A 12966-nucleotide genomic window follows, 5' to 3' on the forward strand; every position below is an offset into this window, starting at 1 on the left:
TAATTCGCTCCTTTTTTTTACAATCGTTTTATTTTGAAATGATAGATGTTCCTGTCATTTCAACAGGTTTTTCAACGTTAAGTAAATCAAGCATGGTTGGTGCTAGATCTCCCAAAATACCGTCCGTTCTTAATGTTACATCATTTTTCGTAACAATGACAGGAACAGGGTTTGTTGTATGTGCGGTCATTGGATTTCCTTCCAGTGTAACCACTTCATCAGCGTTACCATGGTCCGCTGTAATAATTGCCGTACCGCCTTTTGCAAGGATGGCATCAACAACCTTTCCAAGACACTCATCAACCGCTTCAATCGCTTTAACAGTTGGCTCTAGCATCCCTGAATGGCCAACCATATCAGGGTTTGCAAAGTTAAGTAAGATTGCGTCAAACTTATCTGCGGCAATTTCGCCAAGTAATGCATCCGTTACTTCATATGCGCTCATTTCAGGCTGCAAATCATACGTAGCAACTTTAGGTGAGTTGATTAAAATCCGCTCTTCCCCTGGGAACTCTGCTTCACGCCCACCACTCATAAAGAATGTAACGTGAGGATATTTTTCCGTTTCTGCGATGCGCAGCTGGGTCAGATTATTTTGTGAAAGCACTTCACCTAACGTGTTATCAAGATTCATCGGTTTGAACGCTACAAAGCCGTCTACTGATTCAGAAAATAGAGTTAAGCAAACGAAATGAAGATTCTTCGGATGTCCTGGTCCACGGTCAAATGAACGGAAATCTTTATTCGTAAACGTATTTGACGTTTGGATCGCACGGTCTGGACGGAAATTGTAGAAGATCACAGAATCTTCATCTTGGATCGTCGCAACCGGTTTTTCATCATCACCGATAATAACGGAAGGAAGAACGAATTCATCAAAAATTCCATTATTATAAGAATCCTCTACACATTCCTTAGCAGAACGGTAGCTAGGTCCTTCTCCATACACCATGGATCGGTATGTTTTCTCGACACGTTCCCAGCGTTTATCACGGTCCATACTGTAATAACGACCGGAAATCGTTGCAAATTGACCAACACCAAGCTCTTTCATTTTTGCTTCTGCGGCTTCAATGTAGCCTAATGCAGATTGTGGCGCTACATCGCGGCCGTCTAAAAATGCATGAACATAGACTTTCGTCAATCCTTCATCTGCAGCAAGTTTAAGAAGAGCAAATAAATGTTCAATATGGCTATGTACCCCGCCGTCAGAAAGCAAACCGAATAGGTGTAGGCTTTTATTCTTCGTTTTCGCATCGTTAATCGCAGCAAGGAATGTTTCGTTTTTCTCAAATTCTCCGCTACGGATCGCCACGTTAACGCGAGTTAAGCTTTGATAAACAGTTCGGCCTGCACCAATATTTAGATGACCTACTTCAGAATTCCCCATTTGGCCTTTAGGTAACCCTACTTCTTCCCCACTAGCCGTTAAATGGGCATGAGGGTATTGGTTCCAATAACGGTCAAAATTGGGTTTATTAGCAGCAGACACAGCGTTTCCGACTGTTTCTGTGCGGCACCCGAAACCATCTAAGATGATAATCGCAACAGGAGATTTACTCATTTTTTCCACCTTCTAATAATTGCAAGAACGAATTCGGTTCAAGACTTGCACCGCCGACTAATGCACCATCGATATCAGATTGAGCCATATATTCTTTAATATTCTCAGGCTTCACACTGCCACCGTATTGAATGCGAACTGCATCAGCTGTATTTTTCGAAAATTGACTTGCTACAACTGAACGGATATGCGCACATACTTCATTAGCATCTTGAGCCGTTGAAGATTTCCCTGTACCGATTGCCCAAATTGGTTCGTAAGCAATGACCGTGTTTTGCACTTGTTCTTCTGTCATACCTTCAAGTGCTTTTGCAATTTGATCGCCTACTAAATCGTTTGTCTTACCGCTTTCACGCTCTTCTAATGTTTCACCACAGCAAACGATTGGAACAAGATTATGTTTGAAAGCTGCTAATGCTTTTTTATTCACTGATTCGTCTGTTTCATTGAACATTTCACGACGCTCTGAGTGACCGATCACGACATAATTCACACCGATATCACTAAGTGCAACAGGACTGATCTCACCTGTAAAAGCACCATTCTCTTCAAAGTGCATGTTTTGAGCTCCGATTTTCACTTCTGTTCCTTTTGCTGCAGTCACTAATTGATCAAGGAATAACGCTGGAGCACATACTACGGAATCCACTTTATCAGAAGATGGTACAAGGGTTTTTACTTCCTCTATAAAGCTTTTCGCTTCAGAAAGTGTTTTATTCATTTTCCAGTTACCTGCAATAATTGGTTTACGCATATTAGTCCCGTCCCTTCTTATAAATCTTATTTATCGTTTAATGCTACGACTCCTGGTAGTTCTTTACCTTCCATAAACTCTAGGGAAGCACCGCCACCTGTTGAGATATGGGACATTTTATCAGCAAGCTTGAATTTTTCAGCTGCAGCAGCAGAGTCGCCACCACCAATGATGCTGTAAGCAGATGAATCTGCAAGAGCTTGTGCAACTTGTTTTGTTCCATTTGCAAAGATGTCAAGTTCAAATACACCCATCGGTCCATTCCAAATAACAAGTTTAGAGTTGTTAATTACATCAGTGTAGATCTCGCGTGTTTTTGGTCCGATATCAAGTGCTTCCCAATCAGCTGGAATTGAGTCAATCGCAACTACCTTATTGTTTACATCCGGACCGAAGTCGTCTGCTACAATTACATCGACAGGCATATATAAATTAACGCCTTTTTCTTTTGCTTTTTGGATGTAAGATTGAGCAAGCTCAATTTTATCTGCTTCAAGTAGAGATTTGCCGATTTCATGACCTTCAGACTTAACGAATGTGTAAGCAAGACCGCCACCGATAATTAAGTTGTCTACTTTTTCTAGCAGATTTTCAATCACACCGATTTTATCTTTAACTTTCGCACCACCAATGATTGCTGTAAACGGACGTTCAGGATTAGAAAGGGCTTTACTAAGTACTTCTAATTCTTTTTCCATTAATAAGCCAGCAACAGCAGGTATATAGTTTGCAATGCCTTCTGTTGAAGCATGGGCACGGTGAGCAGCGCCAAATGCATCATTTACGTATACGTCTGCAAGCTCAGCGAAGGATTTAGCCAATTCTGCCTCATTCTTCTCTTCACCAGGATAGAAACGGACATTTTCTAAAAGGAGAACGTCTCCGTCTTCCATTTTTGAGATTTCTGCAGAAACGGACGGACCATATGCTTCGTCTGTTTTACGAACGTCTTTACCTAATAATTCGCTTAATCTCTTAGCAACAGGAGTTAAACGCAATTCTTCCACTACCTGACCTTCCGGACGTCCTAGGTGACTAGCTAGAATTACTTTCGCTCCCGCATCAATTAGATGCTGAATTGTTGGTAATGCCGCACGAATTCTTGTTTCATCCGTAATTTGACCATCCTGCATCGGTACGTTGAAATCAACTCGGCAGAAAACTCGTTTACCTGCTACGTTAATATCCTTAATGGATTTCTTGTTCATGACCAAATAACCTCCTTTAATTATGAAAAGCGTAAACGCCTTGTTTAGCTTCCAAAGAAAATAGGGATTGAACCATGAAGGCGTTCTTTATCTTCTTGGAGCAATCATCCTTTTCACAGGAAGCTAGGCGGTGGAGCTAGACCATTCACTTGCTTTTATCAGTCAAAAAGGGAGAGGGCATAATCCCGTCTCCCCTTTTTACTGTTATTATAGATGTTTTTCGTCTATTTAGCCAAACATTCACAGGATTAAATATTGTTTAATTTCTGTAAAGATTAAAGACCTTTTTTAGCGATGTAATCGATTAGGTCAACTACACGGCTTGAGTAACCAGTTTCGTTATCGTACCAAGAAAGTACTTTAACCATGTTACCTTCCATAACCATTGTAGACAATGCATCAATTGTAGAAGAAACTGGAACACCATTGAAGTCAGTAGATACTAATGGTAGTTCTGTATAAGCAAGAATGCCTTTTAAGTCGCCTTCAGCAGCTTCTTTTAATGCATTGTTTACTTCTTCAGCTGTAACGTTTTGATCAAGTTCAGCTACAAGGTCAACGATTGATACGTTTGGTGTAGGAACACGCATAGCCATACCGTTTAGTTTTCCTTTAAGTTCTGGTAATACAAGTGCTACTGCTTTTGCCGCACCTGTTGATGTAGGAATCATGTTCTCAGCTGCTGCACGTGCACGACGGTAGTCTTTGTGTGGCAAGTCAAGAATTTGTTGGTCATTTGTGTATGAGTGGATTGTTGTCATCATACCGCGTTTGATTCCGAATTTGTCATTTAATACTTTAGCGAAAGGAGCTAAACAGTTTGTTGTACAAGATGCATTTGAAAGCACATGGTGATTAGCTGCTTCGTATTTGTCTTCGTTAACACCCATAACGATTGTGATGTCTTCATCAGATGCAGGAGCAGAAATAATGACTTTTTTCGCACCAGCTTCAAGGTGTTTTGCTGCATCATTACGAGCAGTGAAACGACCAGTTGATTCAACAACTACTTCAACACCAAGTTCTCCCCATCCTAATTGAGCAGGGTCACGTTCTGCTAAAACTTTTACTTTGTGTCCGTCAACTACTAAGTAATCTCCGTCAACAGTTACTGTTTCAGCAAGTGTTCCGTGTACTGTATCATATTGAAGAAGGTGTGCAAGCATGTTTGCATCCGTTAAATCGTTGATTGCCACGATTTCCACATTAGAATTTTTTAATGCTGCACGAAATACGTTACGTCCGATACGACCAAATCCGTTAATACCAACTTTTACTGCCATAATAAAATTTCCTCCTTTATAGTTGAAAAAATAATGTTTTAGATTATATAGTAAAGGGAATTTATCCCTTTATTAACTGTTGTGCCGCTGCTTCATCCGTTATTAATACCGTCGTTTGCGGAGCCCTCTTCATATAGGCTCGGATTGCTTTCACTTTTGATTCTCCACCTGCAACAGCGATTACTCGTTTTGCTTGGTCAAGGTCTTTTAGCTGAATACCGATGGTTTGTACTTTGTGAACAACTTCCCCATTTTCATCAAAGTAATAACCGAAAGCTTCACCTACAGCGTGTTGTAGTTCAAGCGACTTGATAATCTCAGGAGAAGTCTTTCGTCTTTCTGACATCACCATCGCGTCACCAATCCCATGCAGGACAATAGTCGCTGATTTGATTAATGAAATCACATCTTTAATCATCGGTTCTTTCATAAACGAATGATAGGCTTCATCACTGACTTGATCGAGTAGATAGAGCACTTTGTATGCAGCATTTGTTTTTTCCGCCATTTTTGCAACAATAACATTGGCTTGGTTTTGAATTTCTTCGCCAAGGCCTCCGCGTGCCGGAACAAACAGAATATCTTTCCCGTTTGAATCTGGGGTTAACGTTTTGGCTACTTCCGCCATTGTCGAGCCACCAGTCACAGCAATGATATTTTTAGCCTTCCATTCCTTTTTCATACGGGCAGCTCCCGCTTTACCAAGTTCGCTTTTAACCCATGATGATTGATCACTGTTTCCAGCAACGATGATGACTTCATTAACGTTTAATATTCGCTTAAGTTTTTGCTCCATTTTGTCTATACCCGATATTTCTCGCATGACTCCTTCTAATTGCTCGAGAATTTCTACTCCTTCAGCAGAAAGCTGCATTCCAGAGCTGAAAACTTCAATTAGGTTTTGATTTTTCAAGAAATCTACTTCACTGCGAAGCGTTCTTTCTGTCAAATCCAGACTGTTTGCTAAGCTACGGCGCCCTACAGGCTGCATGAACTTGATATAACGCAGGATATCATATCGTTTCTGCATAACCGATAACAAATCGGGCAATACTTTCTTTTGTATGTCGAGCAATGGATACATCGTTCGAAAACCCCTCGAGAATAAGTTGTGGACTATTTTCGTCCCAGCTAGACGTTTTACGTCCCACTCGGTCCAAAAAAAATCTTTCCTGCTATATGCTTATTCTAGCAGGAAAAAAAATGTTCTTCAACTTATATGCTAATTTTTTATTTTTCCAGTAATAACAGGCCGGTAAAATGCCACGACCCAGTCATTTAAATCAAGGAACCAAACGCCAGGAAATGGTGGTACAGTTCATATAAAATCTAGTTTACCTTTATCATCGTAGGGCTGGGATCAGATGCTCATAGATGTTTTTTATTAAAAAAACGATTATGTTATCGGATGTCCGCCCCCTTTTCCACTATCCAAAATTGACGTAATGTAGTTTCGTCAATTTTGCCATACTGTACAATTTCTCCTTGCCATTCTATAACAGGAATCATTAGTCCAAATCGTTCAGTTAGCCCATCGTCAGTATAGATATCCATTTCCCTATAATTTAGGCCTGTATCTAGTTTTATTCGCTCTAAAATCACCTTTGCTTTATCACATAATGGACAGTTGTTTCTTGTATATAAGATCCATTCACTTTGTACCATTCACTATTCATCCTTTTTAGAAGTTGTTCAAAAAGTCCGGTAAAAGTAGCTGTTGAGTTTCTTCGTCACTCATGATTGACCTTCTGTTAAGATCGCGCACGTCATACGAGCAACACAGAAGTCAGCACATTCTGTGCAAGTCCGGTCCTCACCGAAAGGTTTGAGACGCTCGCTCGCAGAATCTCTCGGCTCTTTTTATCTTCCTTTTTGAACACGCATTTTTACTAATATCTTTTCCGTTTGGTTGAAGAAAGAATCCCCAGTTGTTCACGATATTTTGCTACAGTTCTACGTGAAAGAACGACTCCATACTCATCTCGGAGAATTTCTGCTAGTTCTTGATCAGAATGTGGTTTTTGTTTATTTTCAAGCTCTAGGATTGTCTGTAATGCATTTTTCACCTTTGTACCTGATACAACTTCCTGCTCCGTTGATTGTAGAGCAGAGCTAAAGAAAGAGCGCATTTCAACCGTTCCAAATGAAGTTTGGACATACTTGCCACGAACCGCACGACTAACTGTTGACTCATGGATTTCAAGGTCGTCCGCAATCTCCTTCATTGTCATCGGTTTAAGAAAGCCCAAGCCACGAAAAAAATACTCAGGCTGCTTCTCAACAATCTTTATCATGACTTGTAAAACGGTTTCTTTTCGCTGAAGAATTCCTTTAGACAGCCATTGATACTCTTGCCATTTTTCCTGTAAAAAGCGATTTACATTCGGATCACGATGGTTCTGCATTTTTCGCAAATAAGGTTCATTCACATGAAGTTGCAGTGTATTCCCTTCGTACTGACCGACTACAAGCTGCCCATCCTTATATTCAACGACAACATCAGGCACAATATAGCTCGGCTTCTCAGAAGTGAAAATGGCGCCAGGTCGCGGGTTTAATGTTTGTATATAATCAAATTCATCTTGAATCCCTTTTAAAGAAACTCCAAGCTCTTTCGAAAGTTCTTTCCACTTTTTATCGACAAACGGCAAAAAGTATGTACGAAGCAGCTTTTCTGCTAGTGGTCTCTCTCCAACTTGACAGACTTGAATAAGCAGGCATTCTTGAAGATTTCGAGCACCAATCCCGTGTGGTTCAAGTTGTTGAAGAATGTCCAAGGCTTTAAATACAACGCTTACAGAAGAACCGACCAAAGTAGCTTCATCTTCCAAATTAATCCTCAAGTACCCATTTTCATCAATGTTTCGAATAAGATGGATGAACGCCTTCAACTCCATTTTATTTAACACATCCGTACCGATTTGGGAGAGTAAATATTTTTCAAGAGAAGGTACTTCTTCACCAATCTGTTCAATCCAATTAGTAGACACTCCTGTGTTCTTTAGCCGATTTCGCTTTGATTGATCTCTTGGTATCTCGTGGGAGACTGTTGATAATTCAATGGTTAATAAAGGATTTTCTAGCCACTTTGTCTCTAAGTACACTAATAATTCTTGGGTCGAATACTGAAGTAACGCAATTGCCTGGCTTAACTCCTGTGTCATTGTCAATTTCATAACCTGCTGTTGATAGAGTCCCGGCTTCATATCCACACATCCCCCTCCTTTACCATTTTGCACCATGATTTAACAAACGAATAGTAAAAAAAAACTGAAAACGCTTACCTTTCGAGGTTACACAAGCAGCTTAATCAGCCTCTAATGCCAGACAGGGGCCCATAAAAACCACCAAGACTATAGAAGAGTAGGTTGTTTGCGCTAAATCCTACAATTTATTTAAAATCTCCTCATTCTATATCTATTCAAACAAATAAAAGGTCAGACCGTATATCTACACAATACAGTATAATACGATATACTGTGTGCAGAAGACAAGGTCAGACCCTTATGAGACAGTCTTGCTCTAATGACGCCCTCGGCAGGAATCGAGCCCATATCTCAAGAACCGGAATCTTACGTGCTACCCGTTGCACCACTCGTGGGCTCTCTCGTCGACAAACCAAGCTATATCGTTGTTTACGCGTGGTTGAAACGACCCCACTGCGCGGTATTTATTACAAAGCCGAACTTAACGTTATCCATATTTTATCCGAGGTGGTAACCGTTGTCAATCGAAAAAATACCGGTGAGGCAAGCGGAAACTTAGACGCTATAGAATGTTTTTAACGGACAATCAATCACTCAAATGGTCAAAGTTAATTGCGTCACAGAGCGAATGTCAGCACACAAAAAAAGGGAGCCTCCGAAAAAGCTCCGCCGTTTTGTTATTTGGTTATGCGCCTGCGATTCCTGCATGTTCTACTTTTTTCACGAATAATTCGAATAACCGCTCTGCGTCTCGTTCCGTCGACCCTGTTACGTTAAATGTTACGTTAAACTGATACGTATTCCCCCCACCACTCTTGCCTCGCTCGACTTCCACCTTTGTCTGAACGCATTCGCCTTTATGCAATTCCGCGACGTATCCGTCGTATGGTACGCGGGCAAGTCCGTGGTAATGCGAGCCGTTCGTCTTCGGTTTCGTCGTAAAAGACTTTTGAATCAATCCCGGCTCCCTTTTCGCAAAAGAGGCGCAGCCCGCGAGCGTATACTTAAATAAACGTATTGAATTTACGTTTTTTTCGTGGTATACTAAAGATCTCAAATTTCTTGCATTTTAAATGCGACGGGGCGTTCAACTATTCGCGTAGTTGGCGCTCTTTTTTATTTGACTTAATTACCTTCGAAACCCATCTCTATAGCGGCCTCTAAATCCCTTCCATATATCTCTACATAGCGTTTTAGAATCTCCAATGATTGGTGTCCTGTTAATCGTTGTAGCACAAAAATATTCGTGCCAGCTTCGACTTTTAACCGACAGAACGTCCGACGAAAAGCGTGCGGGCTAACCGTGACACTTTCGCTGACCCCGGATGACTTCCCATACCTCCGTATCTCCGCCTGAATGGACCTTGCGCTTAATGGTTGATTCTCTACGTTAACGAACAGCACATCAATATCCTAAGACTCCTCACTCCTCTATATACGCGCGTAAGACGCTCTTTAATCGGTATGTAAGAGGTATACGGCGTCCGTAACGGTTCTTTGCTCGCTGTACGTTGATTGTGGCCCTTGCCATCGAAAGATACGTCCTGAACCTGTAAAGATGCCAGCTCTGTCAACCGAATTCCTGTATGAGCAAAAGTATTCATAATTGCTAGGTCCCGTAGACCCTTGAATGTCGATAAATCCGGCGCATCAAGCAGTCGCTTTAATTGTTACTTCGAGGAGGTCGCCCCTACTATGTGACGTTTCTTAAGCTGCTGAATACCTTCGAAAGGATTTGCGGCTATGTAACCTTTACGCAAACAGAAATTGAAATACGTTCTGCCAGCACGAATGCGTGAATTGATCGTGTTGACAGCACGCCCTAAATTTTGCAGATGCTCGATAAACTTTTCGATATGTCCGGCATTGACCGCGCGCATCGGACAAAGGTGCATCTATTTCCGCGAATGCACGGCGTATCTGTTTTAACTCCTTGTCGTAAAACTTAACGGTTTCCGCGGAAAGACCTTTAGGCAGTGTTTTAAAAATTCATCGTAGGATTCATCGTAAGAAATAACGGCTAATGCGTCTTCAGAAATTGATTCGATTGTTTTTCGTGCTAAAATGGAAGAGACTGCTTTTCTACGTTTGATTGCGGACCACTCCCTTATAACGTAATCGTAGGGAACAGCTTTGTATTGCGTGGTATTTATCGCGGAATTTTACCGCAAATAAAAAACGCCCCAACGCTAAATAAAATAGCGATGAGGCAGCGTAAACTATACGATAATAATGACGCCCTCGGCAGGAATCGAACCCACATCTCAAGAACCGGAATCTTACGTGCTATCCGTTGCACCACGAGGGCATGAATAATTTTTTCAACAAATTTCATTATAAGTCAGTTTGACGTTGTTTGCAAGAGATAATACGGTTTAAAGTGAAGTAATTTGGATAGTATGGATAACATAGGAATGGAACCTAGCATCCTAGCTCCAGATATCATAATATAGGCTATAGAAACACCTTTTTGGTTTTTGTCGAACGAAACATCTTTCTTTCGATTTGTTTTGTTTGACCTTAATTGACCATAAAGTGTATCATACATATATCAAGGATCTACTTACCAGAAATAACTTTTACTTAGAGGAGGAAATTAGTATGAATTTAATTCCTACAGTTATTGAACAAACAAGTCGCGGGGAACGTGCATACGATATTTATTCCCGCTTATTAAAGGACAGAATCATCATGCTCGGTAGTGCAATTGATGATAATGTATCCAATTCAATTGTAGCTCAATTATTGTTCCTAGAGGCAGAAAACCCTGATAAAGATATTACATTGTACATCAACAGCCCAGGAGGAAGTATTACTTCTGGAATGGCAATCTATGACACCATGCAATATATCAAACCTCAAGTTTCAACAGTTTGTATCGGCATGGCCGCGTCTATGGGCGCTTTCCTACTAGCAGCTGGTGAAAAGGGAAAACGTTTCGCTCTTCCAAACAGCGAAGTAATGATTCACCAACCATTAGGTGGAGCACAAGGTCAGGCAACTGAAATAGAAATTGCTGCAAGACGCATTTTGTTCTTAAGAGACAAATTAAATCAAATTCTTTCAGAGCGTACAGGTCAACCGTTAGAAGTGATTCAAAAAGATACGGAACGCGATAACTTCATGACAGCTGAACGAGCATTAGAATACGGATTAATCGACAAAGTCATCACTCGTATAGATGACGTTAAGAAAAGTCTAGATAAATAATTGTACTAAAAAAAACGCCGAAGCATTTAGCTCGGCGTTTTTTTTAGAAACTACCCTATATATTGAATCATCTAAACCGCCCCAATAAGGTAGTGTGAGTGTAGTCAAATGTACCTTAGCTTTTTTCGAGAACACATATGCCAATAAGTTTGATTATACATACCAAACGAATATGGCATTAAAACGCCACCATTTACCATGAAGGATTCATCCTATAGCACGCTACACTTACTTAATCACAATGGTGGCGGTGCAAAGCCGGGATTTTGGATGCTTTGTCGATAAAATCAGTATACCCGCTAAGTAGATTAGCTATATTAGTAAGTTGCGAAGCCCCGTCCCCTTCATACAAAAAGATGCCTAGCACATGTGAATTTACAGCAAGAAAGGATGCGCTCCTCTTTATCTGTAAATCGGGCATGTTCTAAGCACCTTCATCATAACAACTTCAGCAATTTCCGTTGTTTGATTGATCATTCTTTATGCCTCTTGTTCAACAAATTGTTGAAGGGCACAAATCGCTTCTTCTTCATCTCTACCATCCACAATTAGCTGAATGATTGTTCCAGACCCAATCGCAAGACTCATTAACCCCATAATACTTTTCGCATTTACTTTTCTTCCATCCTTTTCAAGAAACACATCTGATTTAAAACGGTTTGCTTCTTGTACAAATAAGGCAGCTGGTCTTGCTTGAAGACCTGTCTTTAGACGGACTTCCACTTGCTTCTCAACCATATATTTTCTTCCTCCTTTATAATTTTTGGGCTACGAGACCTGCTCCGCCTCTCAATTTATCAGCTATTTCATCAATTTTTCGTAAGCGGTGATTAATTCCCGATTTGCTAATATTTCCACCCGAGACCATTTCCCCAAGCTCTTTTAACGTAACATCTTGATAAGCCACTCTAAGTTCCGCAATTTCACGGAGTTTGTCCGGCAAAATACTCAGACCAACCGTTTCATTAATATAACGAATGTTTTCTACCTGCCTTAAAGAGGCACCAATTGTTTTGTTTAAGTTCGCCGTTTCACAGTTTACAAGACGATTCACGGAATTGCGCATATCGCGAACAATTCGGACATCTTCAAACCGCAATAACGCTGAATGGGCACCAATAATATTCAGAAACTCAGCTATTTTCTCAGCTTCTTTTAAGTAGGTGATATATCCTTTTTTTCGTTCAAGGGGCTTCGCCTTGAGATCAAATACGTTCATCAACTCACAAAGCGCATCATTATGCTCCTTATAAATGGAGTAAACCTCTAAATGGTACGACGATGTTTCCGGATTGTTGACAGATCCACCTGCTAGGAAGGCTCCTCTTAAATAAGCACGTTTACAGCACTTCTTTGCAATAAGCTCTGGTGCAATACTATGATAAAACTCAAATCTTTCTCCAACAATTTTTAAGTTAGACAGAATTTCCTGCCCTCCAGAAGATATACGAACAATGTATACATTGTTTTTCTTCAGCTTCATTTTCTTTCGGACAAGCAATTCCATCTGCACATCGTAGTTTTTCTTTAAAAGCGTATAGATTCTTCTAGCAATCGCTGCATTTTCGGTTTGAATATCTACGACGAGCTTTTTATTCGAAAATGAAAGAGATCCATTCATTCTAATTAGAGCGCATAATTCGGCTTTTCCGCAGCAATCCTTTTCTTCCAGTGTTGTTAATTCTTTTTTTGTTTCCGAAGCAAAAGACACGAATTCTCACCTCCAATCAGAAAAAACGTC

At 40.6% G+C, this 12966-nt stretch carries 13 protein-coding genes and 1 tRNA gene; 1 reads left to right on the forward strand and 13 read right to left on the reverse strand.

Annotated features, from left to right (window positions below):
- Window positions 1-28: 28 nt before the first annotated feature.
- From gpmI to AC625_RS21470, 11 genes are all read right to left on the reverse strand, one after another.
- Window positions 29-1564, reverse strand: a complete 1536-nt coding sequence (gene gpmI, locus AC625_RS21420; RefSeq protein ID WP_049683118.1) for a 2,3-bisphosphoglycerate-independent phosphoglycerate mutase — start codon at window positions 1562-1564, stop codon at window positions 29-31.
- A complete protein-coding gene (gene tpiA, locus AC625_RS21425; RefSeq protein ID WP_049683119.1) occupies window positions 1557-2318 on the reverse strand; it encodes a triose-phosphate isomerase in 762 nt (253 codons plus the stop codon). Before tpiA ends, gpmI begins: the two co-directional genes overlap by 8 nt.
- 26 nt (window positions 2319-2344) lie before the next feature.
- Window positions 2345-3526, reverse strand: coding sequence for a phosphoglycerate kinase (locus AC625_RS21430; RefSeq protein WP_049683120.1), 1182 nt, complete (start codon window positions 3524-3526; stop codon window positions 2345-2347).
- 275 nt (window positions 3527-3801) lie between these two features.
- Entirely contained in the window at window positions 3802-4809 is a 1008-nt protein-coding gene (gene gap / locus AC625_RS21435) for a type I glyceraldehyde-3-phosphate dehydrogenase (RefSeq protein WP_049683121.1), read from the reverse strand.
- A gap of 61 nt (window positions 4810-4870) precedes the next feature.
- Window positions 4871-5893: a sugar-binding transcriptional regulator gene (locus AC625_RS21440; protein WP_049683122.1), complete on the reverse strand. Its 1023-nt coding sequence runs from the start codon at window positions 5891-5893 to the stop codon at window positions 4871-4873.
- A 317-nt stretch (window positions 5894-6210) separates the two neighbouring features.
- Window positions 6211-6474: a glutaredoxin family protein gene (locus AC625_RS21445; protein ID WP_049683123.1), complete on the reverse strand. Its 264-nt coding sequence runs from the start codon at window positions 6472-6474 to the stop codon at window positions 6211-6213.
- A gap of 224 nt (window positions 6475-6698) precedes the next feature.
- Window positions 6699-8015, reverse strand: a complete 1317-nt coding sequence (gene rpoN, locus AC625_RS21450) for an RNA polymerase factor sigma-54 (protein WP_245645119.1) — start codon at window positions 8013-8015, stop codon at window positions 6699-6701.
- Between the two features lie 685 nt (window positions 8016-8700).
- A complete protein-coding gene (locus AC625_RS21460) occupies window positions 8701-8973 on the reverse strand; it encodes a hypothetical protein (protein ID WP_049683125.1) in 273 nt (90 codons plus the stop codon).
- A gap of 167 nt (window positions 8974-9140) precedes the next feature.
- Complete coding sequence (locus tag AC625_RS28660) at window positions 9141-9419, reverse strand: tyrosine-type recombinase/integrase (RefSeq protein WP_049683126.1); 279 nt, start codon at window positions 9417-9419, stop codon at window positions 9141-9143.
- A gap of 266 nt (window positions 9420-9685) precedes the next feature.
- Window positions 9686-9910, reverse strand: a complete 225-nt coding sequence (locus tag AC625_RS28665; protein WP_425415462.1) for a phage integrase SAM-like domain-containing protein — start codon at window positions 9908-9910, stop codon at window positions 9686-9688.
- Between the two features lie 341 nt (window positions 9911-10251).
- Window positions 10252-10323, reverse strand: a tRNA-Arg gene (locus AC625_RS21470).
- Between the two features lie 293 nt (window positions 10324-10616).
- On the opposite strand from AC625_RS21470, the gene clpP reads away from it, so the two are divergent.
- On the forward strand, window positions 10617-11225 hold the full coding sequence (clpP, locus tag AC625_RS21475) for an ATP-dependent Clp endopeptidase proteolytic subunit ClpP (RefSeq protein WP_049683127.1): 609 nt from the start codon (window positions 10617-10619) through the stop codon (window positions 11223-11225).
- 480 nt (window positions 11226-11705) lie between these two features.
- Here the strand turns inward: clpP and AC625_RS21485 are convergent, their stop codons facing one another.
- Both AC625_RS21485 and whiA read right to left on the reverse strand, forming a co-directional pair.
- Complete coding sequence (locus AC625_RS21485; RefSeq protein WP_049683129.1) at window positions 11706-11963, reverse strand: HPr family phosphocarrier protein; 258 nt, start codon at window positions 11961-11963, stop codon at window positions 11706-11708.
- A gap of 16 nt (window positions 11964-11979) precedes the next feature.
- Window positions 11980-12936, reverse strand: a complete 957-nt coding sequence (whiA, locus tag AC625_RS21490; RefSeq protein ID WP_049683130.1) for a DNA-binding protein WhiA — start codon at window positions 12934-12936, stop codon at window positions 11980-11982.
- Window positions 12937-12966: the final 30 nt, after the last annotated feature.

It is taken from the genome of Peribacillus loiseleuriae (assembly GCF_001183985.1).
Lineage (GTDB): Bacteria > Bacillota > Bacilli > Bacillales > DSM-1321 > Peribacillus > Peribacillus loiseleuriae.

Bases quoted from the DNA above. Each gene is read 5' to 3' on its own strand.
- gpmI (WP_049683118.1), bottom strand. From the start codon at position 1,564: ATGAGTAAATCTCCTGTTGCGATTATCATCTTAGATGGTTTCGGGTGC.
- tpiA (WP_049683119.1), bottom strand. From the start codon at position 2,318: ATGCGTAAACCAATTATTGCAGGTAACTGGAAAATGAATAAAACACTT.
- AC625_RS21430 (WP_049683120.1), bottom strand. From the start codon at position 3,526: ATGAACAAGAAATCCATTAAGGATATTAACGTAGCAGGTAAACGAGTT.
- gap (WP_049683121.1), bottom strand. From the start codon at position 4,809: ATGGCAGTAAAAGTTGGTATTAACGGATTTGGTCGTATCGGACGTAAC.
- AC625_RS21440 (WP_049683122.1), bottom strand. From the start codon at position 5,893: ATGTATCCATTGCTCGACATACAAAAGAAAGTATTGCCCGATTTGTTA.
- AC625_RS21445 (WP_049683123.1), bottom strand. From the start codon at position 6,474: ATGGTACAAAGTGAATGGATCTTATATACAAGAAACAACTGTCCATTA.
- rpoN (WP_245645119.1), bottom strand. From the start codon at position 8,015: ATGAAGCCGGGACTCTATCAACAGCAGGTTATGAAATTGACAATGACA.
- AC625_RS28665 (WP_425415462.1), bottom strand. From the start codon at position 9,910: ATGCACCTTTGTCCGATGCGCGCGGTCAATGCCGGACATATCGAAAAG.
- clpP (WP_049683127.1), top strand. From the start codon at position 10,617: ATGAATTTAATTCCTACAGTTATTGAACAAACAAGTCGCGGGGAACGT.
- AC625_RS21485 (WP_049683129.1), bottom strand. From the start codon at position 11,963: ATGGTTGAGAAGCAAGTGGAAGTCCGTCTAAAGACAGGTCTTCAAGCA.